The sequence below is a fragment of the Herbaspirillum sp. NPDC101396 genome (assembly GCF_044767365.1).
Classification (GTDB): Bacteria; Pseudomonadota; Gammaproteobacteria; order Burkholderiales; family Burkholderiaceae_D; genus Herbaspirillum.
The window spans coordinates 421,688-447,092 of the sequence record NZ_JBIWNT010000004.1; the positions used below are offsets into that span (position 1 = coordinate 421,688).

Annotated in this window: 22 protein-coding genes; 8 read left to right on the forward strand and 14 right to left on the reverse strand. The window is 61.2% G+C overall.

The window, feature by feature from the left end:
* Positions 1–10: 10 nt before the first annotated feature.
* Positions 11–880, reverse strand: coding sequence for a LysR family transcriptional regulator (locus ACIROY_RS15760; RefSeq protein WP_402342347.1), 870 nt, complete (start codon positions 878–880; stop codon positions 11–13).
* A gap of 93 nt (positions 881–973) precedes the next feature.
* Between ACIROY_RS15760 and ACIROY_RS15765 the strand changes: the two genes are divergently transcribed.
* Both ACIROY_RS15765 and ACIROY_RS15770 read left to right on the forward strand, forming a co-directional pair.
* Entirely contained in the window at positions 974–1,414 is a 441-nt protein-coding gene (locus ACIROY_RS15765) for a multidrug/biocide efflux PACE transporter (RefSeq protein WP_402276071.1), read from the forward strand.
* A gap of 220 nt (positions 1,415–1,634) precedes the next feature.
* Positions 1,635–3,257 (forward strand): methyl-accepting chemotaxis protein, encoded by a 1,623-nt coding sequence (locus tag ACIROY_RS15770; RefSeq protein WP_402276073.1) that lies wholly within the window; start codon positions 1,635–1,637, stop codon positions 3,255–3,257.
* 69 nt (positions 3,258–3,326) lie between these two features.
* Here the strand turns inward: ACIROY_RS15770 and ACIROY_RS15775 are convergent, their stop codons facing one another.
* From ACIROY_RS15775 to ACIROY_RS15785, 3 genes are all read right to left on the reverse strand, one after another.
* Positions 3,327–4,646 (reverse strand): MFS transporter, encoded by a 1,320-nt coding sequence (locus ACIROY_RS15775; RefSeq protein ID WP_402276076.1) that lies wholly within the window; start codon positions 4,644–4,646, stop codon positions 3,327–3,329.
* 203 nt (positions 4,647–4,849) lie between these two features.
* Positions 4,850–5,602 carry an SDR family NAD(P)-dependent oxidoreductase gene (locus ACIROY_RS15780; protein WP_016835855.1) on the reverse strand — a complete coding sequence of 251 codons (753 nt, stop codon included), beginning with the start codon at positions 5,600–5,602 and terminating at the stop codon, positions 4,850–4,852.
* 137 nt (positions 5,603–5,739) lie between these two features.
* Positions 5,740–6,585: a fumarylacetoacetate hydrolase family protein gene (locus tag ACIROY_RS15785; RefSeq protein ID WP_402342349.1), complete on the reverse strand. Its 846-nt coding sequence runs from the start codon at positions 6,583–6,585 to the stop codon at positions 5,740–5,742.
* A gap of 448 nt (positions 6,586–7,033) precedes the next feature.
* Between ACIROY_RS15785 and ACIROY_RS15790 the strand changes: the two genes are divergently transcribed.
* Positions 7,034–7,975, forward strand: a complete 942-nt coding sequence (locus ACIROY_RS15790) for a DMT family transporter (RefSeq protein ID WP_402342350.1) — start codon at positions 7,034–7,036, stop codon at positions 7,973–7,975.
* A gap of 7 nt (positions 7,976–7,982) precedes the next feature.
* Here the strand turns inward: ACIROY_RS15790 and ACIROY_RS15795 are convergent, their stop codons facing one another.
* From ACIROY_RS15795 to ACIROY_RS15825, 7 genes are all read right to left on the reverse strand, one after another.
* The gene (locus tag ACIROY_RS15795; protein ID WP_402276082.1) at positions 7,983–8,816 is read right to left on the reverse strand and encodes a transglutaminase family protein; all 834 of its coding nucleotides are present in this window, start codon (positions 8,814–8,816) and stop codon (positions 7,983–7,985) included.
* A gap of 121 nt (positions 8,817–8,937) precedes the next feature.
* Entirely contained in the window at positions 8,938–9,648 is a 711-nt protein-coding gene (locus tag ACIROY_RS15800; RefSeq protein WP_402342734.1) for an N-formylglutamate amidohydrolase, read from the reverse strand.
* 195 nt (positions 9,649–9,843) lie between these two features.
* Positions 9,844–11,280, reverse strand: coding sequence for an efflux transporter outer membrane subunit (locus tag ACIROY_RS15805; protein ID WP_402342352.1), 1,437 nt, complete (start codon positions 11,278–11,280; stop codon positions 9,844–9,846).
* A 7-nt stretch (positions 11,281–11,287) separates the two neighbouring features.
* On the reverse strand, positions 11,288–14,380 hold the full coding sequence (locus tag ACIROY_RS15810) for an efflux RND transporter permease subunit (RefSeq protein ID WP_402342354.1): 3,093 nt from the start codon (positions 14,378–14,380) through the stop codon (positions 11,288–11,290).
* Positions 14,377–15,474, reverse strand: a complete 1,098-nt coding sequence (locus tag ACIROY_RS15815; RefSeq protein ID WP_402342355.1) for an efflux RND transporter periplasmic adaptor subunit — start codon at positions 15,472–15,474, stop codon at positions 14,377–14,379. The genes ACIROY_RS15810 and ACIROY_RS15815 overlap by 4 nt, the downstream gene beginning before the upstream one ends.
* Positions 15,475–15,620: 146 nt before the next feature.
* Positions 15,621–16,043, reverse strand: coding sequence for a MarR family winged helix-turn-helix transcriptional regulator (locus ACIROY_RS15820; protein WP_402276088.1), 423 nt, complete (start codon positions 16,041–16,043; stop codon positions 15,621–15,623).
* Between the two features lie 136 nt (positions 16,044–16,179).
* A complete protein-coding gene (locus tag ACIROY_RS15825) occupies positions 16,180–17,181 on the reverse strand; it encodes a helix-turn-helix domain-containing protein (RefSeq protein ID WP_402342357.1) in 1,002 nt (333 codons plus the stop codon).
* Positions 17,182–17,503: 322 nt separating this feature from the next.
* On the opposite strand from ACIROY_RS15825, the gene ACIROY_RS15830 reads away from it, so the two are divergent.
* The 3 genes from ACIROY_RS15830 (at position 17,504) to ACIROY_RS15840 (ending at position 20,686) form a co-directional block, all read left to right on the forward strand.
* Positions 17,504–18,550, forward strand: a complete 1,047-nt coding sequence (locus tag ACIROY_RS15830; RefSeq protein ID WP_402276094.1) for a carbon-nitrogen hydrolase family protein — start codon at positions 17,504–17,506, stop codon at positions 18,548–18,550.
* Positions 18,551–18,599: 49 nt separating this feature from the next.
* Complete coding sequence (locus tag ACIROY_RS15835; protein ID WP_402342359.1) at positions 18,600–19,658, forward strand: phenylacetaldoxime dehydratase family protein; 1,059 nt, start codon at positions 18,600–18,602, stop codon at positions 19,656–19,658.
* A 62-nt stretch (positions 19,659–19,720) separates the two neighbouring features.
* Complete coding sequence (locus ACIROY_RS15840; RefSeq protein ID WP_402342361.1) at positions 19,721–20,686, forward strand: transporter; 966 nt, start codon at positions 19,721–19,723, stop codon at positions 20,684–20,686.
* 97 nt (positions 20,687–20,783) lie between these two features.
* Here ACIROY_RS15840 and ACIROY_RS15845 read toward each other — a convergent pair whose 3' ends face one another.
* The 3 genes from ACIROY_RS15845 to ACIROY_RS15855 all read right to left on the reverse strand — a co-directional run bounded on the left by ACIROY_RS15845 (position 20,784) and on the right by ACIROY_RS15855 (position 23,316).
* Positions 20,784–21,776, reverse strand: a complete 993-nt coding sequence (locus ACIROY_RS15845; protein ID WP_402342362.1) for a diguanylate cyclase — start codon at positions 21,774–21,776, stop codon at positions 20,784–20,786.
* A gap of 169 nt (positions 21,777–21,945) precedes the next feature.
* Positions 21,946–22,542: an MSMEG_1061 family FMN-dependent PPOX-type flavoprotein gene (locus tag ACIROY_RS15850; protein ID WP_402342364.1), complete on the reverse strand. Its 597-nt coding sequence runs from the start codon at positions 22,540–22,542 to the stop codon at positions 21,946–21,948.
* Positions 22,543–22,566: 24 nt separating this feature from the next.
* The gene (locus ACIROY_RS15855; RefSeq protein ID WP_402342366.1) at positions 22,567–23,316 is read right to left on the reverse strand and encodes a siderophore-interacting protein; all 750 of its coding nucleotides are present in this window, start codon (positions 23,314–23,316) and stop codon (positions 22,567–22,569) included.
* 147 nt (positions 23,317–23,463) lie between these two features.
* On the opposite strand from ACIROY_RS15855, the gene ACIROY_RS15860 reads away from it, so the two are divergent.
* Positions 23,464–24,327: an AraC family transcriptional regulator gene (locus tag ACIROY_RS15860; RefSeq protein WP_402342368.1), complete on the forward strand. Its 864-nt coding sequence runs from the start codon at positions 23,464–23,466 to the stop codon at positions 24,325–24,327.
* A 211-nt stretch (positions 24,328–24,538) separates the two neighbouring features.
* Positions 24,539–25,306 (forward strand): alpha/beta fold hydrolase, encoded by a 768-nt coding sequence (locus ACIROY_RS15865; protein ID WP_116435034.1) that lies wholly within the window; start codon positions 24,539–24,541, stop codon positions 25,304–25,306.
* Positions 25,307–25,405 lie beyond the last annotated feature (99 nt).

Consider the following 25,405-nt stretch of genomic DNA (forward strand, 5'->3'; position numbering starts at 1 on the left):
GCTGAAATTGTCAGGCCGGCGTTTGCAGAAAGGTATTGCACAGCCATGCGCCGGCCTGCCCCAGTCCACGTTCGCGCGACCAGATCACGTGCACGCGGATGCTGCGCGGCCAGCCGTGCACCTTTAACTCCTTCATATCCGACGCGCCGAAACGCTTGACCACCCAGCGCGGCAATTCCGCCCAGCCGAATCCCAGTTCGGTCATCTCCAGCAAGATCAGATAACTCGACGCCGACCAATACAGGCCGGGTTGCTGTTGTCGCGTCGGGTCGCGATGGGTGTAGGTGTTAACGCGCAGCTCGCGCACCTGGCGCAGCATGTCGCCGCTGATGTGCGCGGCCTGCGCCAGCGGATGCGCGGTGCTGACGTACAGGCCGATCTCGGACTGGTCGGCGATGGTCTCGAAGCCGATGTCCGGCGGATACGACGGCTGCGCCGCCACCAGCGCCAGCTGCACGCGACCCGATTGCACCAGGTCGACGGCATCCTCGTCTTCGGCGATCAGGCATTCCAGGCTGAGATCGGGGAAGCGCTGCTCGAGTTGCGCCAGGCTTTTTTCAAAAACGTCGGACTGATAGGTGTCGGACAGCGCAAAACTCAATTGCGCCTCGCGGCCGCCGGCCAGTTGCTGCGCCGCCCGGCTGAGCTTGTCGTTGGCGTCGAGCAGCTGGCGCGCATGCGTGAGCAGGGCGTGACCGTGTTCGGTCAGGGTCGGCTTGCGCGTGCTGCGGTCGAACAGCGTCACGCCGAGATCGATTTCCAGGTTGGCGATGGCTTCGCTGACGCTGGATTGCTGCTTGCCGAGCTTGCGCGCGGCAGCCGAAAACGAGCCGAGGTTGGCGGCTTCGATGAACATCTGCAGGGCGTCAAGAGAGTGCATGCGTGCCTATAAGTATCGGTTATTCCGATGATTAATAACTTCATTCTATCAGCGGGTCCGTCGATAATCGAGGCATTCCCAAGGAGAGAATCCATGAAGCAAGAGAAATCCCTCTATGAACGTTTGCTGCACGCGGTGTTGTTCGAAATCGTTGCGCTGCTGCTGTGCGCGCCGGTGATGTCGTGGTTGCTAGGCGTGTCGTTTGCGCACGCAGGCCTGCTGACGCTGATGATTTCGCTGGTGGCGATGACTTGGAACGTCATTTTCAATACCGTGTTCGATCGTCTCGAACGGCGCTGGAAGGGGCCCGCCGCCGGGCGCAGCTTTGCGGTGCGCATCGCCCACGCCGTCGTGTTCGAAGCCGGCCTGATCCTGGCCGTGGTGCCGATGGCCGCGTGGTGGCTTAATATCGGTCTGATCGAAGCCTTCGTGCTCGACATCGGCCTGGTGTTGTTTTTTCTTCCTTACACGCTGGTATTCAACTGGTGCTACGACAAGATGCGCGCCGGCATGCTCAGGCGTGCAACTTGCTGAATGGCTTGTTAACCGTGTTTACAGCCTGAAGAGCGCGAAATCGCCCGGAACGAGAAGCCGCCTACGGGCGGCTTTTGTATTTCTTGACGCCAATTTCCCCCGCTGATCTCAGGAATGACGCCGCATCCCGGAAGCTATACTTGCGCGCCGCCGTGGGAAATCTCCATGCGTTCCTGCTGCATTCGTTGTCATTCCAACATCGTATAAGAACAGAGACTCTATGAACATTCTTGCCAACCTCAAGATCGGCAAACGCCTGGCGCTGGGCTTCTCCATCATTCTGCTGCTGGCCATCACCATCATCTGCATCGGCATCTGGCGCCTGCAGGGCGTGACCGACGCCACCAAGGCCATGATGCAGCGTCCGCTGGAAAAAGAACGCCTTATCAGCGACTGGTTTCCGATCGTGCAAACCTCCATCACGCGTGTGACCGCCATCGCCAAGAGCACCGACCCGGCGCTGGCGCCGTTCTTCGCAAAAGAAGATGCGGCCTCGTCCAAGATCTCCACCGAGCTGCTCAAGAAGCTGCAACCGATCCTCGAAAGCGAGCAGGAACTGACGCTGTTCAAGAAGATCGAGACGCAGCGTTCGTTGTACGTCGCGGCGCGCGACCAGATGCGCAAGGCCAAGGCCGCCGGCGACCTGGAAGAAGCCAATCGCTTGCTCGAGACCGCCTTCATGCCGCGCGCCAATGACCTCAAGGATGCATTGCAGAATCTGCTGACGATGCAGCGCAAGAGCATCGACGACACCGCCACCGACATCGAGCACATGGCGCAGACCGGCCGCACGCTGCTGATCGTGCTGGGCGTGCTGATCCTGCTGTTCGGCGTGACCAGCGCCTGGTACCTGACCGTCAACATCACGCGTCCGCTGACCGTTGCGGTCGGTGTGGCGCGTTCGATCGCGGACGGCGACCTGACGGCCCATATCGAGGTGCGCAGCAAGGATGAAGTCGGCATGCTGTTGTCGGCGCTGAAAGACATGAACGGCAGCCTGCTGAAAATCGTCGGCGATGTGCGCGGCGGCACCGATGCCATTGCCACCGCATCGAGCCAGATCGCCAGCGGCAACCTCGACCTGTCCTCGCGCACGGAAGAGCAGGCCAGTTCGCTCGAGCAGACTGCGGCAGCAATGGAACAATTGTCGGCGACGGTCAAACAGAATTCCGACAACGCCGTGCAGGCCAACGCGCTGGCGACCTCGGCGTCCGGTGTTGCGGCCGAAGGCGGCGACGTGGTCGGCGCAGTGATTTCAACCATGCGCTCCATCGATGCGTCGTCGAAGAAGATCGTCGACATCATCAGCGTGATCGACGGTATTGCGTTCCAGACCAACATCCTGGCGTTGAACGCCGCAGTGGAAGCGGCGCGTGCCGGCGAGCAGGGCCGGGGATTCGCGGTAGTGGCGTCGGAAGTGCGCAGCCTGGCGCAACGCAGCGCCGCCGCAGCCAAGGAAATCAAGCAGCTGATCGGCGACTCCGTCGAGAAGGTCGGCGCCGGCACCAAGCTGGTGGAGAAGGCCGGCGTGACCATGGATGAAGTGGTCGCCAGCGTCAAGCGCGTGACCGACGTCGTCAGCGAAATCTCCGCCGCCAGCCGCGAGCAGAGCGAAGGCATCGACCAGGTCAAGCATGCCGTGACGCAGATGGACGGCGTCACGCAACAGAATGCCGCGCTGGTCGAAGAAGCTGCCGCTGCCGCACAATCGCTGCAGCAGCAGGCGGCCAACCTGGCGCGCATCGTCAGCGTGTTCAAGCTGGGACATGAACTGAGCACCGCACAGGCACCGCGCGTACGGCGCGAAATCGATATCACGGCCGGCCCTGCACGACTGCGCTGAGGTCGTTGGCGAAGCAAAAAAAAAGCCGCCCGAGGGCGGCTTTTTTTCATGCTGCGGACAACGGCTTGATTACTTGGCGACAGGCTCGCGGAAGTAGATGCGCTTGGGCAGCGCCCACAACAGCAAGGCCGCGCCGACCAGGCATTCCAGCGCCACCACGTACAGACCCAGCGAAGCGCTGCCGGTGATGTCGCGGATCTTGCCGACCATGTACGGCGTGATGATGCCGCCGAGCTGGCCGACCGAGTTGATCAGCGCGATGCCGCCGGCCGCTGCGGCGCCGGTCAGCACGCGCGGAGGCAGGATCCAGAACAGGCCGATGCCGGCGATGATGCCGGTTGCGGCGAACGACAGGCCGACCACCAGCACCAGCGTGTTGCTGCCGAAGTAGGCGCTCACGGCATAGCCGATGGCTCCGGCCAGCGCGCAACCGGCCAAGTGCCAGCGGCGTTCGCCGGTGCGGTCCGAGCTGCGGCCGATCAGGATCATGCCGATGGCGGCGCACAGGTAAGGAATCACCGTGATCAGGCCGATGATGAAGGTGTCGTCGGTGCCGGCGGTCTTGATCAGTTGCGGCATCCAGAACACCAGGCCGTAGATGCCCGAAGCCAGCACCAGGTAGATCAGCGACATGGTGATGGTCGACGGCTGCTTCAACGCGTCGCGGAAGGAGTGCACCGCTTCGCTCTTCGGCTCGGCCGCGAGACGGGCCAGCAGCAGTTTCTTTTCATCGTCCTTGAGCCAGCGCGCGTCTTCGATCTTGTTGTCGATGACGATCCAGCAGATCACGCCGAGCACGATCGACGGAATGCCTTCCAGCAGGAACAGCCATTGCCAGCCGTGCAGCGAGCTCACGCCGTGGGTGAACTTCATGATGCCGCCCGAGATCGGGCCGCCGATCATGCCGCACAGGGCGATGGCTGCCATGAACAGCGAATTGATGCGGCCGCGGCGTTGCGACGGGAACCAGTTGGTGAAGAAGTACAGCGCGCCAGGCACGAAGCCGGCTTCCAGGCTGCCAATCAGGAAGCGCAGGATGTAGAACCCGGTCTCATTGGTGACGAACATCATCGCCGCCGAGGCGATGCCCCAGGTGACCATGATGCGGGCGATCCAGCGCTTCGGGCCGACCTTGTGCAGGATCATGTTGCTCGGGATTTCGAACAGGAAGTAGCCGACGAAGAAGATACTTGCGCCGAGGCCGTAGACGGCGTCGGAGAAACCGAGATCCTGCTGCATCTGCAGCTTGGCGAAACTGATGTTGACGCGGTCGAGATAAGCGAACACGAAGCAGATCACGAGCAGCGGCACGAAGCGCAGCGTGATGCGGCGGTATAGATTGGATTCCTGGATATCCTGCGCGGTGGCGGGATAGGGTACTGCTGCCATAACATCTCTCCTCTGAAGCAATAAAAAGGGCGCAGCATGCCGACCCGGGATGCTTGTGGCATGCCGGGCAAACAGGCTGGATAATAATTTTTATTATTGGCGGATAGCTCGGCGCATGTTCAATGCGCCGCAGCCGGCAAGGCGGACGCTATCCGTTTGATTCCGCTGGATCAGTGCTGAATCAGCGCTGATTCAGTGTCGGATCAATAAGTCGCGCGGCCGCCGGACAGGTCGAAGACCGATGCGGTGGTGAACGAGTTTTCTTCCGACACGAGCCAGCTCACCATGGCGGCGATTTCTTCCACTTTGACGAAACGTCCGCGCGGGATCTTCGACAGCATGTAGTCGATGTGCGCCTGGGTGCATTGTTCCAGGATGCGGGTTTGCGCCGCAGCCGGCGTGATCGCGTTGACGGCGATGTTCTTGGTCGCGGTTTCCTTGCCGAGGCTCTTGGTCAGAGCGATCAGGCCTGCCTTGGCGGCGCTGTAGGCAGACGCGGTCGGGTTGCCTTCCTTGCCGGCGATGGAAGCGATGTTGACGATGCGGCCGTAGTTTTGCGCGATCATGCGTTGCACGACTACCTGGTTGACGTAGAACGCGCCGTTGAGGTCGATGTCGATGACGCGACGCCATTCTTCCGGCGAGTAGTCGGCGACGAGGCCGTTCTGGCCGGCGATGCCGGCGCTGTGCACCAGCACGTCGATCGATTGCGTGACTTTTTCAGTGGCTTCGATGGCGCGTTGCACGGCGGCCTGGTCGGCGATGTTGACGGCGACGGTTTCGACGTTGCCGAGCGACTCGAGCTTGGCGCGCGCTTCCTGCAGCAACTTCTCATCGAGGTCCCACAGGACGACTTTGGCCTTGCCTTGCAGCAGCCGTTCGGCGATGGCGAAACCGATGCCTTGCGCACCGCCGGTGATGATCGCGCTGCGACCCTGGAAATCGTAATGATTCATGTGAACTCCGTTCTCTTTGCTCTTGAGGTGACCTGTTTGGAATCTGCCTTCTGCGGGCAGTCTTCAATCTTTGCCGATGCGGCTCAGTGCGGGCCGTCAATGGATATCGACGGCCCGCATCTGGAAGCGGATCAGATTTATGCGTTGACAGTCTTTTGTTGCTGTTCGCCCAAGCCTTCGATGCTGAGACGCATGGTTTGGCCGGCAGTCAGGTAAACAGCATTCGGCTTGACGCCCATGCCGACGCCTGGAGGCGTACCTGTCGAGATCACGTCGCCAGGTTGCAGGCTCATGAACTTGCTCAGGTAGGAAATGATGAACGGCACGTTGAAGATCATCGTGTTGGTGTTGCCGTTCTGGTAGCGCTTGCCGTCGACTTCCAGCCACAGTTGCAGGTTGTTCGGGTTGGCGATTTCATCGCGTGTCACCAGCCATGGGCCGATCGGACCGAAGGTGTCGCAACCCTTGCCCTTGTCCCAGGTGCCGCCGCGTTCGGTTTGGTATTCGCGCTCGGAGACGTCGTTGACGACGCAATAGCCGGCGATGTGCGACAGCGCATCTTTTTCTTCGATGTACGAAGCGGCCTTGCCGATGACCACGCCCAGCTCGACTTCCCAGTCGGTCTTCTTGGAGCCGCGTGGGATCTTGACGTCGTCGTTAGGGCCGACCACGGCCGATGTCCACTTGTTGAACACGACTGGTTCGGCAGGAATAGGCAGGCCGGATTCAGCAGCGTGGTCGGCGTAGTTCAGGCCGATACAGATGAACTTGCCGATGTTGCCGACGCAGGCGCCGATGCGCGGATTGCCGTCGACCACCGGCAGGCTTTGCAGGTCCAGTGCGCGGATTTTCGCCAGGGTGGCGTCATCCAGAGCGGCGCCGTTGACGTCCTTGATATGCGCCGACAGGTCGCGGATCTTGCCGGACTGATCCAGGATGCCTGGCTTTTCTTGGCCGACAGGGCCGTAACGGAGTAATTTCATTGCTCTTCCTTTGGTGGTTGGTCTGAAGTAAAGCGCCGTCGTGGCGACTGCGGCGCATGGTCCTGCTTGGGAATCGAGATAATACCAATTAATTGGTAAGACCATCAAACAACTTTGCCACCCTTCAGGTGAAAATTTCTAATCGGGCGGCGGGGCAGGGGAGGTCGGTTCGGGTCTAATGATGCGGCGCTGCAGAGGTATCTGCGAGAAATGCCGGATAGGTGCTAATCCTGAGTTTTATTTCTTAAAAAGCATAATTGATCGTAATAATATAAATATGAAGATATTTATGCTTATAAATCACGTTTGTTCCACGCAATACGGCAGCACTATCTGTGCGTGAATCGTTACCATAACGATCAAATTAGATGCAGTGCAACATCAGATGCCCACGGGCATCTTCGCCAGCACATCGCATCCATCCCTGCCTCTTTCACCCGGAACATCCATGTCGCCCAGCACGCCGTCTGCCCCTCTCAAAAAAGCAAAAGCCCTCAGCGGACCCTTCCTCGTTTGTGTGGTGCTGGCGATCTGCATCTGGGGCGGCAACTGGCCGGTGATGAAGTTCGGCAGCCAGTACATCCCGCCGCTGTGGTTCGCCGCCAGCCGTTTTGTTTCCGCCGCTCTGCTCAGTTTTGCGATCGCCGCCGCCATCGGCAAGCTGCGCCTGCCGCGCCGCGAAGAATGGCCGGTGGTGCTGGGCGTGGGTATTTTGCAGATGGGATTGTTTACTGCATTGGTCACCGGCGCCTTGCATTTCGTGATGCCGGGACGCGCATCGCTGATCGCTTACGCCACGTCGATCTGGGTGGTGCCCGGCGCCGCCCTGGTGCTCAAGCAGCGTCTCAGCGGTCAGCAACGATTGGCGACGATGTTCAGTTATCTTGGCATGGCGATTGTGGTGTTGCCGGCGTTGCTGCATGCCGACCTGCACGGCATGATCGGTTATCTGATGCTGGCGGCGGCATCCTTGTCGTGGGCCATCAATATCCTGCAGATCAAGTCGATCAAGGGCGTGCGTCTCGACTTCGACTTGCTGCCCTGGCAGACGCTGGTGGCGGCGCTGCCGCTGACGGTGCTGGCGCTGGCTGTCGAGGGCGCGCCGGCTTTCCTCGCCGAACCGCATGCCTGGTACGTGATCGCCTACACCGGCCCGCTGGCGACGGCGCTGACGTTTCTGATCGTGCTGCAAATGACCCAGCGCCTGTCGCCGGTGACCGTCTCGGTCTGCATGCTGGGCGTGCCGGTGGTGGGCATCACGCTGTCGTCGCTGATCTTTGGCGAGGCCTTGTCGGCGGATCTGCTCATGGGCGTGGCGCTGATTTGCCTGGGCTTGCTGATCCCGGCATTGCCGCGCATGGCATGGCGGCGCAGCGCGGGCGTTCTCTAACAGACGATCATAGCCACGGTTCGCCCGGCTGACGCTGACTGACTTCGTCGGTCCACACCTTGAAGCTGCTCAACGTATTGGGACCGAAGGTGTTGTTGAGCGCCACATCGGCGGCGTCGCGGCCACGGGCAATCAGGACCCTGCCTATGCGCGGCGTATTGTTGCGGGCGTCGAAGGTGTGCCAGCTACCGTCGAGGAACACCTCGAACCAGGCGGCGAAATCCATCGTGCCATGCGGCGGTGGCGTGCCGATGTCGCCCAGGTAACCGGTGCAATAGCGCGCCGGAATATTCATGCAGCGGCAGAACGCGACCGCCAGATGGGCGTAGTCGCGGCAAACGCCGACTCTTTCGTTGAATGCTTCCAGCGCGGTGCGCGTCATGCGGGCGTTTTCGTAGCCGAACACGATGTGGTGATGGACGTAGTCGCAGATTGCCTGCACGCGGCCCCAGCCTGTCGGTGCATGCTCGAACAGTTGCCACGCAATCGGCGACAGGCGATCCGTTTCGCAGTAGCGACTGCCGAGCAAGAACAGCAGCGGCTCTTCGGGCAAGTCCTGCACGGCCAGCTGTCGCGCCTGCGGCGAGAGCACGTCAGGGGCGCCGCTGTCGTTGACGACGGCATCGGCGGAAATGCGCATACGGCCTTGTGGCGCCACGATACGCGTACACCAGTTGCCGAAACTGTCGCGGTAGGCCGTGCGCGGAACCGGGGGATCGAACATCAGGTCATCGCGGCTGACCAGATCGGATACCCGCGTGAAGTGGACGTTCAGGTTGAAAATCATGGGAGTCGGTTGCGGGCAATCGTAGACCATTTCAAAACCGATATGGATTTTCATGACAGGTTCCGGTTTTCAGCCGCGTCAAGCGAGATGCAAGTTGCACGCAGGACAAACGGCTGAGGTTGAGGGGCGTTAAGTTAACAAGACAGTTAACCAGACCGCAGGTAGCGAAACACGTTCATCCAACCTTCAATGCACATACCGTGCCCAGGCTGTCCACCAGCAAACCACGCAATGCCATCCATTGCTCGCCTGCCGCATCAACAATCTGCTGATTGACCTCCAGCTCGATGCCGACATAGGCGGTCGGTGCGAAGCGCCGGCGCAGCCAGGCGGTCAGGCCGTCGCCTTTGCCTGCATAGGGATAGTTGCGGCGCACGCGCAATGATGGTGCAAGTTCAGCCAAGGTCGCCCGCCAGCGGGCGCACAGTTCGACCTCGCCGTGTCGGGCAGGATCGTAGAGCAAGCCGACATCGGCGTTGCGCACCTTGCCGTTCAGCTCTGGCGTGAAGCTGTGCGAAGAAATGTGGATCACGCGCTGCCCGTCGGCTACGGCTTGCGCCACCAGATGCTCGACCTGCTTGCGATAAGGGCGGTAATACTGCGCCAGGATTTCTTCGCGTACCGATGGTGGCAAGCGTCGGGTCGTCTCTGAAAAGAGTTGCGGATGGCCGATAGAGCGATTGAGATCGACCAGCAAACGGCTGACGGTCGAGATCACCAGCGCTCCATCGAAAGCTGTCGCCAGATCCTGCGCCATCAGCAGCGCACCGGCATCGTAGCCGCGATGAGAGTCGAGCAAACTCAACTGATCCAGAAACAGACCGTCATGCGGCGCAGGAATGCGATTGCCGCCGTGCTCGCAGGTGATGATGAAAGAGTGGATCAGAGCCCCTTCGAGACATGGTGTTCAGCTACATGAGGGAACACGGTCCCCGGCCAAGTCTGCCGGAAGGGTGTGAGCTTCGTGCGGCAATGCGCACGAGCTCACCTTAACACGTATGTCGCCAGGGACACTTGTTGGCGGTGTTGAAGCATTTCCCCGCCCCTGAAAAAGAGGCGAGGCCGGCTTCTGTTTCTGTTCCTATTGTTTGGCCGTCTTCCAGCCGCCGCCAAGAACCTTGTAGAGCGTGATGCGATTCTGCAGCTCCGCAAGTTGCACCTGGATGGATTGCTGCTGGATTGCGAACAGCGAGCGTTGCGCGTCCAGGTATTCCAGATAGCTGGAATAGCCGGCTTCATAGCGGCTCCTGGCAAAACCGTAGCGTGCCGATTCCGCCGCCTCCTGGGCCTTTACGGCACGGGCTTCGTCGGCCAGCGTCGCGCGGCCCGCCAACGCATCAGCGACTTCGCGGAAGGCGACCTGCACCGTCTTTTCGTACTGGGCGACGGCGATTCTCTTGTCGGTCTCGGCCACGTTCAGGTTGGCGATATTGCGGCCGCCTTCAAAGATCGGGATGGAGATTTGCGGAAGGAACGACCACGAGCGCGAGCCCGAGTCGAACAATCCGGACAGCTGGCTGCTGGCGGAGCCGAAATTGCCCGTCAGGGAAATGCGCGGGAAAAATGCCGCCCGCGCCGCGCCGATGTTGGCGTTCTGCGAACGCAGTACGGCTTCTTGCTGGAGGATGTCGGGTCGTGCGGTGAGCAGGTCCGAAGGCAGTCCGGCGGGAAGGTCCGGCAGAACCTGCCCGGCCGATGCCGCGTTCGCGGTTCCGATATCCGCTGCAAGCGGTTGGCCGACCAGTACGGTCAAGGCATTTTCATCGAGCGTCTTGCGCCGTTCTTGTTGCGCGCGCGCAGCCTTGGCGGCTTCGAAAAGCGACTCCGCCTGCCGCAGGTCATATTCGGAACTCGCGCCTTCGGCATACAACTGCTTTTGCCGATCATAGGAATCGGCCCGGCTGGCCAGCGTGTTTTCGGTGAGCTGCAAGAGGCGCCGGTCGGCCACCAGCGCTTCGTAGGTGTTGGCCACTTCGGCGATCAGGCTGATCTGCGCGCTGCGTTGCGCCTGCTCTGTCGCGAAGTAGTGTTGCAGCGCCGCTTCGCTCAGGTTCCTGACGCGGCCGAACAGATCGATTTCAAACGCGGCCAGGCCGACGCCGGCGAAATAGCTGCTGTTGACGCCGGCTCTGCCGGTCGGATTGACGTCCGCCGGCAGGCGCTGGCGTGCGCCGTTGCCGTTCAATGCCAGGTTGGGAACCTGGTCGGCGGACTGGATGTTGTACATGGCGCGGGCGCGTTCAATGTTGAGCGTGGCCACGCGCAGGTCGCGGTTGTTGTCGAGTGCGGCGGCGATCACCGACTTCAATTGCGCATCCTGGAAGAAATCGGTCCAGGCGATTGATGCCGCCTGCAGGGCGTCGGGCTGCACGTCAGCAGCATCCGTTTTTTGCCAATGCGCCGCGACCGGCAGCGGCGGTTGTTCGTACGACGGCGCCAGCGAGCACGCCGCCAGCAACGCGCTGATCAGAGAAATGCCGGCCATTGTCTTCAAGGACTGGAAATTGGTTTTCATCATGCTTGCCTCAAATAGGGGAGTGGCTGATGCCGGCTGGATGGGCGGATGCGGCCGGGCGTTTCACCTTGAACCAGATGGCGTACAAGGCCGGCAGGAACAGCAGCGTGAGGACCGTGCCGACGCCGACGCCGCCGATCAGGACATAGGCCAGGGGACCCCAGAACGAGGAATGCGTCAGTGGAATGAAGGCCAGCATGGCGGCCACTGCCGTGAGGATGACCGGACGTGCGCGACGCACGGTCGACTCGATCACCGCTTCATACGGCGTCATGCCGGACGCCAGGTCGCTGCGGATCTGGTCCACCAGAATCAGCGTGTTGCGGATCAGGATGCCGGCCAGGCCGATCAGGCCGAGGATGGCGTTGAATCCGAACGGCTGGTGGAAGATCAGCAATGTTGGCACGGCACCGACCAGCCCCAGCGGCGCGGTGGCGAAGACCATCCACATGGTGGCAAAGGAGCGGACCTGGAACATGATCACGGCCAGCATCAGGATGATCATCAGCGGGAACATCGCGGCCAATGCGACGTCGGCCTTGGCGCTTTCTTCCACCGAACCGCCGGTATCGATGTGATAGCCGGCCGGCAATGCAGCCTTGATCGCATCTAGTTTTGGCAGGATGGCGTGCGTGACGTCGGGCGGTTGCACGCCGTCGCGCACGTCGCCCTGCACGGCGATATAGAGCTCGCGGTTATAGCGTTTCAATACGGCGTCTTCGACGTTCGACGACAGCTTACTGACCTGCGACAGCGGAATCGCAACGCCGTCCTGGGTCGTCAGCGTCAGGTTGCCGATTTCCGCCAGGCTGGTGCGGTCGCGTTTCACACCCCGCACCATCACGTCGACAATGCGCAGGCCGTCCCTGACCTGCGTGGTCGAGGCGCCGTTGAGGATCGATTGCAGTTGCAGGGCGGCATCGCGCGGATTGAGACCGACCTGGCGCAGGCGTTCCTGATCCAGTTCCAGACGCAAGGTCTGCGTCCGGTCGCCCCAGTCCAGATGCACGTCGCGGGTGTCGGGATTGCTCTGCACCACGTCCCTGACCTTGAAGGCGATGTCGCGCACGGTATTGAGGTCCGGTCCGACGACGCGGAACAGGACCGGGAACGGCACCGGCGGGCCGAACACGAACTGGCTCACCCGTACGCGGGCATTGGCGAACTTGCCGTCGGCGATCATCTTGCTGAACCTGGCTTTGAGGGCGTCGCGGTCCTTGGCGTTGTCGGTCAACACGATCAGTTGTGCGAAAGCCGGATTGGGCAGCTCGGGATTGACCGAGAGGAAGAAGCGCGGGGCGCCCTGGCCGATGTAGCTCGAGACGATTTTTGCTTCAGGTTCCTTGTGCAGCGCTTCTTCTATCTTCCTGACGGTGGCATCGGTGGCGCTGAACGCGCTGCCGGGCGGCAGGTTGACTTCGATGGTCAGCTCCGGCCGTTCCGAATTGGGGAAGAACTGCTTCTGCACGAAGCCCATGCCGAAAATGGCGGCGGCAAACACGCCGATGGTGACCGCGGCGGTGATCCATTTCTTGTCGACGCACCAGCGCACCAATGCGCGGAAGCGCTGATAGTTTTTGGTGGCGTAGATGGCATCCTGTCCGCCGGCATGCACCGGAATATTCGGCAGCATCTTGACGCCCAGGTACGGAATGAAGAGGACCGCGACAAACCACGACGTGATCAGCGAAAACGCCACGACCCAGAAGATGTTGCCGGCATATTCACCGGCCGTGGACCTGGCGAAGCCGACCGGCAGAAAACCGATGATGGTCACCAGCGTGCCGGACGCCATTGGCGCGGCGGTGGCGCCCCAGGCGTAGGTTGCGGCGGAAATCCGGTCCATGCCTTCTTCCATTTTCACGACCATCATCTCGATCGCGATGATGGCGTCATCGACCAGCAAGCCCAGTGAAAGGATGAGTGCGCCCAGCGTGATGCGGTCGAAGTCGCGACCGGTCGCCAGCATGATGATGAACACCGCCGACAGCGTGAGCGGTACCGCCGCCGCGACGACGACGCCGACCCGGAAGCCCAGCGTCACCAGGCTGACGATGATGACCACGGCCAGCGCCATGACGAACTTGATCATGAATTCATCGATCGCCGCTTCAATGGCCAGCGCCTGGTCTGACACCTTGGTCAGCGACATGCCCAGCGGCAGCGAAGCCTGAATCAGGTCACGTTCTTTTGTCAGGGATTTGCCCAGCGTCAGTCCGTTGAAGCCCTTCTTCATGACCACAGCCAGCATCAGCGACGGTTCATCCTGGATGCGTACCAGGAAAGACTTGGGGTCTTCATAGCCGCGCTTGACGTCGGCAATGTCGCCCAGTTTGAAGCTGCGGCCACCGGCGACGACGGGAATCGCCTTGACCGCCTCGATGTTGTTGATTGCACCGTCCACGCGAAGGTACACGCGCGGGCCGGCGGTTTCGACAAAGCCGGATGGCGTCATGTCGTTCTGGCGATTGAGCGCGTCGAAGATGGCTTGCGCCTTGACGCCCAGCGTGGCGAGACGTTGATTGGAAATGTCGACGTAGATTTTTTGTTGTTGCTCGCCGAGGATATTGACCTTCTGGACGCCGTCCACGTGCAGCAATTGCTGGCGCAGGATTTCGGCTTCCGTCACCAACTGGCGGTGCGGCAGGCCTGGTGCGTTGAGTGAAAACAGCGTGAAATAGACATCCGAGTATTCATCATTGATGACCGGGCCAATGGCGCCGCGCGGCATGTTGATGACCTCGTCGCCCAGTTTCTTGCGGGCCTGGTAAAACTGTTCCGGCACCAGCGCGGGCAGCGTCGAATCCTTGAGGAACAGTTTCATCGTGATCAGACCTGGCCGTGCGGCGGTTTCCACGCGATCGTAGGACTCCAGTTCCTGCAGGCGCTTTTCCAGGCGGTCGCCGACTTGCTGCTGCATTTCCTTGGCGGTGGCACCTGGCCACAGCGCGGTCACGGTCATGATCTTGACGGTGAAGCTGGGGTCTTCCGCACGCCCCAGCTTGATGAAGGCGAAGGCGCCGGCAACGGCGATCGCGATGATCAGGAACAGCGTGACCGCGCGTTCCCTTACGCCGAAAGCGGAAAGATTGAAGCCGCTCATGACGCACCACCCGTACGTGTAGCCGGCAGCGTCGACACCTTGTCGCCGGCCTTCAGCAGATGTGTACCATAGGCGACGATCACATCGCCCGACTTCAAGCCTGCACCGATGGCGGCGAATTCTTCACCGAGGCGGACTACCGTCACGGGGACCAGTTTGACGACCTGGGTTTGTTTTTCGATCAGCCAGACGCTCGCGCCATGACCCTTGTCGATCAGTGCGCCGATCGGAACTTCGGTCTGCTCGCTTGCCGAGGCGTCACCGGTAAGCCGGATGGTGACTGTCGAACCCAGCGGCGCCTGTTCTCCTTTGCCGGACAGGACATAGCGCGCCTGGTAAGTGCGGGTGAGGGGATCGGCCATGGCCGAGAGCTCTCTCAGCTTTGCCGGGAATTTTTGAGTGTCGTCGGTGTAGAGTGCAGCGCTGGCCTGGCGGCGCGCCTGGCCGAGGCCGTTCTCGGGGATGCTGACGACCGCTTCGCGCGGACCTTTCTGCGCCAGTCGCACGATCGTCTGCCCTGCGCTGATCACTTGTCCGGCATCGGCCAGGACGTCCATGACGACGCCTTCGGCATCGGCGCGCAGGACGGAGTAGTCGGATTGATTTTCAACCTGGCCGGCGCGGGCCCGTTCGGCATCGAGTTGCGCCTTGGTGGAATCCGCGAGCGCCTTGCTTTGCTCATACGCCTGCCTGGAAACGGCGCCGGAGCTGAGCAGCTTGCGCAGGCGCACTTCATCCGCCTGGGCTTGCACGTCGCGTGCTTCGGCCGCGATCACGGCGGAACGCGCTGCATGTTGCGCCAGGGTGTAGTCGGTGCTGTCGAGCTTGAACAAGGCCTGGCCGCGCTTGACCAATTCGCCGGGATCGACCAGGCGTTCCACGATCTTGCCCGGCACCCGGAACCCCAGATTGCTCTCGGTGCGTGCATGCACGACGCCGGTGTAGCTGGCGGAATCATGTTCCACGTTTTGCACGGTAAAGGAGGCAACTTTGGGCGTTGTCGCCGGAGGCGGCGCTGGTTTGCTGCAGGCGGCAAGTGTTGCGATCAATGCGCCTGACAGCGCCATGCCCAGATATTTATTGTTGATTCCCATGAAACCCCTCGCTGATTAATCAATTAAATGTGCATATGCACTTTATGGTGTTAAAAAATAGCGAGGACAGTGCCTCGCCATGAACCTGATGCCTTTTAACTGGATTTTAATGCGGTGATTCAGCGCGGTAATTCAGCGCTTTGTCCTCAGCGTTGAGTTACCGCGAGCAACTCCTGCCGCAGTAATTTGGCGCGATCCTTGCCGACCAGTTCTTCATACTCTTTCTGAGCCGCACGCCAATGCGGGAGGGCATCGAGGAATTTCCTCGAACCTGCTTTGGAAAGCGACAGGCTGATTTTCCTCGATCCGGCCTCCGACTGTTGCACAACGTATCCATCGCGGCTCAAGGGCTGGATGGCACGGACCAGGCTGGTGCGATCCATCACGACCATTTCCGACAATTCCGTCATCGTGATCTCGGGGCGCTCATAAATCACCGCCAGGATCGTTACTTGCGAACTGGTGACATTGACCGTGGCGAGATGACGCTCATACAGCTGCGTAATGAACCGCGCAGCCTGTTTGGTTGCGAACAAATTGCAGTCCGTCAGTGAAGGAGTAGTGTCCATGTGCAGACCTTATCATGTGCATATGCACTAGTCAAATTGTTTCGCATGTTGAACTCGGGCAAGAGCGGCGTCGGGGCATTTGAGGCGGGAAGGGCGGATCCGGCCTGCAGCGTCGTTTCCCACGCCGCAGGCACGCTCATTTCTTCAACTGCGAAGCGCAAAAGTCACGCGGTCCGATCCCGAACTGATTGCGGAACGATCTGCTGAAATGCGAGGCGTCGTTGAAACCCCAGCGCAGCGCGATATCGTAGACGCGCAGGTCCGGGCTGTTCCGGTTCAGCATGTCCGCGCGGCAGCGATCCAGACGGCAGCGCAGGACATAGCGCATCAGCGACGTGCCTTCCTCCTCGAACAGCTGGTTCACGTAGCGCGGCGACAAGCCGGCGCCTTGAGCGACCATGTTGCTGTCGAGTTCGCAGTTTCCCAGCTGGCTGTCGATGAAACTCTTGACCCGCGCCAGCGAAAAAGGGCGGCTGCGCGACAGGCTCAGATTGACCGGCGCCACCGACGCCAGCGCCAGCGACAACAGGTCCAGCGCCTGTTCCGACAGGCCGGTGCGCTGTTGATCGTTGAGTTGCGCGGAGTGGCCGGCCAGCGAACGAAAGAAACCCGAGGCGATGGCGCCGGCGCCGTCGCCCCCCGGGATCGTCAGCGCGGTGGAGCGGTCCAGACCGGTGACGCGTTTGCCGAGTTCATGGCGCGGAATCTGAATGATCAGCTTCTTGAAGTCTTCCGGGAAGATCAGGTTGTGCGGCAGTGTCGCATCGTAGATCGAGATGTCGCCGGGCCGCAGACGCGCTTCGCGGCCGTCCTGTTCCAGGAATTCGCAACCGGCCAGCAGGATGACCGCGAAGTAGCAATCCTCGCTCTCGGTTTTGGCTTGCCGGGCCACGCGCGACACCGACTGCGCCTTGGCGACCACGTTCGTGACGCGCAACGGGCCATATTGATGCGTCAGCATTTCTCCGGAAAAATCACGGCCCAGGCGTGACGAGATCTGTACTTCGGCAAAACGCCTGCACACCATTTCCCGCCAATACTCCACCCGTTCATGCGGCAGCAAGCCGTCTGTGGACAGCGCGACGGCGCCGCCGAGCGATGCGGCGGAAACAGTTTCCGGATGCAGCTTTGGGTTCATCTTTACCGGGCCTCCCCCGTGTCGCCTTGTTGTCCCTCTGAGTGTCTCGCCTGATGTCCGGAGACTGATGCCGTCCATCAATACGCATGCGCCGCAAATCCTTGCCGCATCTGACATGCAGACAATACTCCCGGCTTTGCGCAACTGTAAAGCGCGCCATCTCCGTTTCAGTCAAGTCCACTGCCGTCCTGAGCAAGACGCATGCCGGGCTTGTCCACATACTGCGCTTCGACGGCTGCTTCACCGGCCGTGCAAGCGCAGTTGCGGCATGCGTCATGTCTCAGCTGCATCTTTCATCGTGGATTTATTGTTGGAGAAACGCATGTCCTCATCAAGCAAGCACCCCGTCACACTGAAAGTGGCGGCAGTGCAGGCCGCTCCCGCATTTCTCGACCTGCAGGGCGGCATCGACAAATCGGTGCAACTGATCGATGAAGCCGCCGCCGCCGGCGTGCAGCTGATCGCCTTTCCCGAAACCTGGTTGCCCGGCTATCCGTTCTGGACCTGGATAGGAACGCCGGCCTGGGCCATCATGCGCGGCTTCGTCAGCAGCTACGTCGACAACTCGCTGCGTTACGACAGTGCCGAAGCTGAACAACTGCGTGCCGCCGCCCGGCGCAACCGCATGTACGTCGTCATGGGCCTGTCCGAGCGCAGCGGCAGCACGCTGTATATCGGGCAATGGATCATCGGCCCGGATGGCAAGGATGTGGCGCGCCGCCGCAAGCTCAAGCCGACCCATGTCGAGCGCACCGTGTTCGGCGAGGGCGACGGCAGCGATCTGGCGGTGCACGATCTTGACATCGGCCGTCTGGGCGCACTGTGTTGCTGGGAGCATCTGCAACCTTTGTCCAAGTACGCCATGTATGCGCAGAACGAGCAGATCCACGTCGCCGCCTGGCCCAGCTTCTCGATCTACGATCCGTTCGCGCATGCGCTCGGTGCCGAGGTCAACAATGCCGCCAGCCGCATCTACGCGGTGGAGGGTTCCTGTTTCGTGATCGCGCCGTGCGCCACGGTGTCGCCGGAGATGATCTCGCTGCTGTGCGATACCGACGACAAACACCAGCTGCTGCATGCCGGCGGCGGCCATGCCGTGATCTATGGACCGGATGGCGCGCCCTTGTGCGACAAGCTGCCGCCGGACCAGGAAGGCCTGCTGATTGCCGAGCTCGATTTCAGCGCCATCAACGTCGCCAAGTCGGTGGCCGACCCGGCCGGCCATTACGCCCGTCCGGATGTCACGCGCCTGCTGCTCAACAAGCGCAAGGCGGCGCCGGTCGAATATTTCTCTCTGCCGCTGGACCAGCAGGAGCGCATCGACGATGAGGCCGCCCCGCCAGTATCTCCACCCGTGACGGTTCAGTAACAAACCGCCAGCAACCGATATTTCCTTCCGATCCGAACAGGAGCACTTCATGGAATCAGCAATCGCCCCACACCTGCAATGCCCGCGCACCCGAACCCGGCGTATCGAAGACGGCTACGCGCCGCCATATCCCTGCTGGACGTCGCGCGCCGATGGCGCCGTCACCCAAGTGGTAATGGGCTATTTCGGCGTGCAATCCAAGGGCAGGGAACAGCACGGCAAGGCCTGCCGTGCGCTCGCGCAGATCGTCGCCGGCTTTGCCGTGACGGACGGCCCCGGCCATCACGATCTGACGCACTACGTCGACGCCGAGGGCTACGACAACATGATTGCCATCGCCTACTGGAGCGAGCCCGCCGCCTATCTGCGCTGGCGCGACAGCCTGGCGGTGTCGTCGTGGTGGAACGACCAACAGCGGCTGCAGGACGGCATCGGCTATTTCCGCGAAATACTGACGCCGCGCATCGAACATTTTGAAACCATGTTCAACACGCCCAATCACCTTGAAGGCGTCGGCGTCGTCATGGGAGGATTGAGCGGCGAGTTCCAGGAGCACGGCTATTGGGGCTCGATGCGCGACCGCATTCCGCTGGCGCAGACCGATGCATTGGTGGCAGAAGGGCAGGTGCAGGTGACGAGCGGTACGCCCGGCTTCGGTAAGCGCGTCAAGCTCGCCGGCCACGACAACGTCGCGATCATTCGCTCCGGGCAGGAATGGACCGACACCGACGGCCTCGAACGCCAGCTGTATCTCGACGAGATGGAGCCGGTGCTGGCCGCGGGCATGAAGTTTCTGCGCGACGAAGGCCGCAGCATCGGTTGCTACAGCAACCGCTACATGACGCACGTCGACGCGCAGGGAAAACCGCTGGAAAAGAGTTTCGGCGTCAGCTACTGGCGCTCGCTGGCCGACATGGAGCGCTGGTCGGAGTCGCATCCCACCCACGTGGAGATCTTCGCCACCTTCATGCGCATGGTGCAGGCGCTGCAGTTCCAGCTCAAGCTCGCGGTCTACCACGAAGTGTCGATCCTCAAGCCGCAGGAGCAGGACTACGAATACCTCAATTGCCATGCACGCACCGGCCTGATGAATGCCGTCGCCGACTGATTCATCGGTATCGCATCTGTAGTTTCACCGTCATGTCCTTACTACTATTCAGGGAGAGAACCATGTTTACAAAAAATTCGGGTAGCAAGAAAGATCAGATGTATTCATCGTACCAGGACCATCCGCCGCAATGTACAGGCAATGGCACCGGCATCTGGCGCGCGGTGCTCGCCGCCAGCCTGCTCTATGCGCTGTCGCTGTCACAATCTGCCTCTGCGCTGGAGGTAACCGCCGGCGACTATGAAGCCTACCCCGCCGGCGCCAACATCGCGATGCTGTACTACCAGTATGCCGAACGCGAGGATTCCTACGTGCATGGCAACAAGGTATCCGGCAACTTCGGGCTGACGTCCAACGTGGCGCTGGCGCGTTACATTCACGTCGTCAAACTTTCCGAGAGCGCCGTGCTCGACCCGCAGTTCATCCTGCCGTTCGGCACGCTGCGCACCAACGGCGATGCCTCCGTGCTCGGCAACGCCAGCGGCACCGGCGACCTGATCCTGGGCGCGCCGGTCAAGTTCATCCTCGACCAGACCACGCGCGACGTCATCAGCATAGGCCCCTATCTGTATCTGCCGACCGGCAACTACGACAGCAACAAGCTGTTGAACCTCGGGGAGAACCGTTGGAAGGCCTTGTTCCAGCTGGCCTACATCCGCCATTTCAACGCCGACTGGGCGCTCGACCTGGTGGGCGACGTGACGATCAACGGCAACAACACCGACTTCACACCGGCGCACGCCACCATGAAGCAGGCGCCGCGCTATGAGGCGCAGGCGCATTTGCGCTACAACCTGTCGGCCGCCACCGCCTTGTCGGTCGGCTTCGGCAGCGTGCGCGGCGGCGAGACCGAGGTCAACGGCGTCAAGCAGGGCGACAAGCTCAACACGCAATATGCCCGCCTGACCGTCACCAGCTTCATCAATCCGAGCACGCAGGTGCAGTTCCAGTACGGCCAGGATGTCGCCGTCGACAACGGCCTGAAGGAGCGCAACCGCATCAACTTCCGTATCGCCAAGCTGTTCTGATCGCTCCGTTCTGCAGGAAAGAAAAACGTCCGGCCGGGTGCCGGACGTTTGCGCATGGGCGGGCCGCGCAGGCGGAGTCTACGTGAGGAAAATCATCTCATCCCGACATCTGTTCGTCGCCGAGGACGGAAAAAGGGGCCGGGGCGTCGGCACAATGCCGGTAGCAGACGACCTTGTCGCGTCCGCCATTTTTTGCCTGGTACAAGGCGTTGTCCGCATTGGCCAGGAGCAGGTCGCTGTTATCCGCTTGTCCTGCCTCGGTGGAGGCCAGCCCGCCGGAAAATGTATAAGAGAGATCGGGTGCGATTTCCGCCAGGCATTCCGTATGCAGCATGCCGATGATCCTGTTGAGCACGAACATCGCATCAGCAAGTTTGGTCTCGGGAAAGATCACGACAAACTCTTCGCCGCCCAGGCGTCCGACGATGTCCTGGGCGCGCAGATGCGTGCGCAGAAACGTTGAGAAGTGCCGCAGCACGGCATCGCCGACGGGGTGTCCGTACTTGTCGTTGACGCGCTTGAAATGATCGATGTCGAGGATGCCGATGCAGAGCGCATGTTTGTAGCGCGCGGCGCGCAGCAGCTCTTCGTGGAACCGGCTCAATACGTGGCGCCGATTGGGGAGGTCGGTGAGCTCGTCGGTTTGCGCGATGTGCTTGATGGTGGCGATGGCTTCCTTCAGATCCCGTTCGGTCTTCTTTTGCAGAGTGATATCCGCGCAATGCAGGACCAGGTGTCCGGACGAATAGATTTGTTCGCTCACCAGCAGCCAGCGGCCGTCGATCAGGTCGGTCTCGAAACGGCGGAATGGTTTGGAGCGGGAGACACTGTGTACGTAATTCAACCACGCCTCCAGCGAATCCCATTCAATATTGACGCCGCCGCGGTGCACGTACATCCACGTCAGCCAGTCATCGGAATGCCAGCCCACCATGGCCTCGGCTTCCAGCCCGAAGGTCCTGACGAAGGCCTGGTTGTGGAAGACAAAGTTGCCGTCCGGATCGAAGATGGCGATGGCGTTTTCGGTGAACTGGATATGGTGCTCCATCACCTCCGGCAACGTCAGCGGCCGCGATTGACTCCCCGTCATGACTGCCTCCCCCGGTAGACTGCATCGGGACCAGCGTAGTCGTTGTCAGGCGGTCATGTCAATTGCCGATTTGGCGGTTGTTGGAATGCTTGTTGAAACGCTTGTTGAAACGCTTGTTGAAACGCTTGTTGAAACGCTTGTTGAAACTCCTGATGCCGGCATCGGGGTTTCAGTAAAGATCGGTCCTGACGCTGCGGGAATAATGCTCATCCACCAGCCTGGCCTGTTCTTCGCCTGCGCCGGTGAACGAGGCTTTCATGGCGCCGACGCTGGGCAGCGCCGCGCGGTCGAGGCGCGATTCGTCTGCCCACAGCCGTGCGCGGTTGATTGCCTTGCCGCAATGGAAGAGCACTTCATCGATCAGGATGACGATGGCGGTCTTGGGTATTTTCCCGGATTCGCCCAGGGTGGCGAGCAAATCGGGATCGGTGCAGACGGTGGCGTTGCCGTTGACGCGCATGAAGATATCGAGGCCCGGGAAGATGAACAGCAGCGCGGCGCGTGGGTCTTCCTGCAGGTTGCGCAGCGATTCGATGCGATTGTTGCCGGGCCAGTCGGCGAAGGCGAGCGTCTTTGAATCGAGGACGTGAACGAAGCCCGGTTCGCCGCCGCGCGGCGAGGCGTCCAGTCCCTGCTGTCGCCCCGTGGCCAGGCAAAAGAATGTTGCCGCCTCGATATAGGCGACATGGAACGGCACCAGATGTGGCAGCACTGACTTCCGGATCATTTCGGAAGGCGGTGAATAGAGACTGTCGAGATCGGGCATGGGGAACTCCGTCGTGAGAATGTTTCAGTCCAGACCGGTCTTGCCTGGCGCCCAATAGGCTTTGGTCAGGATGCGCGCGCCGGGGACGCCGGTGGATTTCAGGCCGCGATGCAACCGCTGTATCGACTGCGCCTTGCCGGTCAGCAGGAAGGTCGAACCGGTGGAGGCAAGCGCCGCGAGCTGTTCAACGATGGCCTGCAGATGCGCGTCGCCCGCTACCCTCTGCGACAGGTGGAGGCCGCCGATTCCGAGGTGCGCCGCCACGGCGCGGACGCTGTCCATATCATCGGTTTCCAGGAAACTTTGCACAGCTGTTTCCTGATGCCGGTGTTGCAGCGCACAGGCGAGTCCGATGGAGGTTTCATCCCCAAAGATGACCACCGGCCCCGTGAGCGCACGCGTATCGAGTGAAGAGCGCGGCCCGAACACATCGCATTCATCGTTTTTCCTGGCCTCGCGCAGCCAGTCGCTGCCCGGTCCTGCCCCATGCGCATAGCCGAGCAGGCGCGTGCGGCCGGTCGCGGCATGCCATTCGACAGGAGTGAAGGTGCGCGCGACAAAGGCGGATCCCATCGCTATCTGCACTTTCTGGCCGGGTTGCCATGCCACTCCTCTGAATGCAGGACTCTCCAGCGTGAGCAAATGAAATTGTCCGGCCAGATTCTCCGTCGCGACGATGACGGCGCGTTTCATGAACAGGCGCAGCAGGGCTTTGCTGAAACCGCCAGTCTGGCGTGGCGTCGTAGTGGTCGTTGCGTGCGAAGAGGCGGTCATGGAGGGCGGGGTGAGTGACTTTGGATTGGCATTGCGGTGGCATTGCCTGTTCAGGTCAGCATATCGGTGGTGCCGATGGGCAGCAATGCTAAACTTTGCCAATATATTTCGTATTCTTGCCAATCAAACGTTACGGGGGCTCTCGCCATGCCGATCCTGACAGAACTCCCCCGGCCCGAATTGCCGCCGCCGACCACCTGGATCGATCCCGACGATATTCCTCGTCCGATCACCACGTTCGGCATCGCCATGGAGACGACCGGGCGGCTGGAGCTGGACTTTCATCGGCACCGGAAGGGACAGATCCTGCTGTGCCTGCGCGGCGTGCTGACATGCGAAGCGGCGGGCGGACTCTGGCTGGTGCCGCCGCACAGCGCCATCTGGATTCCCTGCGACATGCTGCACGCGATCAAGGCCGAGGGGACAATCGAGGGTTATAACGCTTTCCTTGATCCGGCCATTCCTTCACAGCTGCCTTCGACTTGCTGCACATTTACCGCGACGGCCTTGCTGCGCGAGTTGCTGATCCGCTCGGCCGGTTTTCCGGCGCTGTATCCCGAAGGCGGCACGGAATCGCATCTGGTGACGCTGTTGTTCGACGAAATCAACGCCGCGTCGATCAGCACGCTGCATTTGCCGATGCCGGTCGATGAACGGCTGCGCGGGATAGTCGGGATGATGCTGGCGACGCCGTCCGAACGCGGGACGATAGAGACGTGGGCCAAATGGGCCGGCCTGAGCGAGCGTACGTTGTCGCGTCTGGTCGCGCAGCAGACCGGCATGAGTTTCGGCCGCTGGCGCCAGCAGTTCACCATCGTGCTGGCGGTGCAATGGCTGGCGAAGGGCGCTTCCATTCAACAGGTCGCCGCTGATCTCGGCTACGAAAGCGCCAGCAGCTTCGTGACGATGTTCCGCAAGGCGGTCGGGGTGTCGCCGGGACGCTATATGACTGAGATGGCGCAGCCTGCGCAATCCTCGCGGCCGACCGTCGGGGGTGCCGGCGGCGGATAGACGCGGGCGTTCTTGCCGGAAAGCAAACAAGGGGTAAATTGCCGTAGTTTCAAATTTATTTACAATTATATTGCGCGCTAATTAATTGTTCGCTATAGTTAATCCCGTCGTCCCCGCCGTGCCTCTTGAAGCGCGTTTTTAATACTTTATTACTTAGCGCGCTAACTAATTTATCTGACTTTTATCTGACTTCAACCAAAAAGGACTCATCATGAAACTGACCACTATCGCCAACGCCGTTCTCGCTTCCACACTCTTGTCGGCCGCTGCATTCAGCGTGCAAGCCGCGCCTTTGGCCGCCGACGCCACTACCGTCGTGCTGGTGCATGGCGCCTTCGCCGACGGCTCCAGCTGGGACAAAGTCATTCCGTTGCTGCAAGCCAAGGGCCTGAAAGTCGTCGCCGTACAAAATCCGCTCAGCTCGCTGGCCGATGATGTCGCCGCCACGCAGCGCGTGGTCGATGCCCAGACCGGCAAGGTCGTGCTGGTCGGCCATTCCTGGGGCGGCACCGTGATCACGCAAGCCGGCACCAGTGACAAGATCAAGGCGCTGGTCTACGTCGCCGCGTTCGCGCCGTCGGAAGGCGAAGCCACCGCCACGCTGGGCAAGGATTACGCCGTGCCGGCCGGCATCGCTACATTGCAACAGGATGCGGGCGGCTATCTGTGGCTGCCGGCTGACTCGGTCGCCAAGAACTTTGCGCAAGACGTATCGCCTGCCACGGCCGCACTGATCGCCGCAACCCAGGGGCCGATCGCCGCCAAGGCGTTCGGCGACAAGACCACCGTCGCCGCCTGGCGCAACAAGCCGAACTACTACATCGTGTCGTCGCAAGACCGCATGATCTCGCCGGAACTGGAACAGGCTTTTGCGAAGAAGATCAACGCCACCACAACCACGCTGGCGACCAGCCACGTGCCGATGGTGTCGCAGCCTGAGAAGGTCGCGGAAGTGATTTTTGCCGCCGCCCAACGTTAAACAGCGTCAATCGACAACACCCGCGCTGCAGCCGCGGCCGCCAGGGCGATTTGCCTTGGCGGCCGCGAGCCGTTAGGCTAGGGGATTCCGATTTTTCGC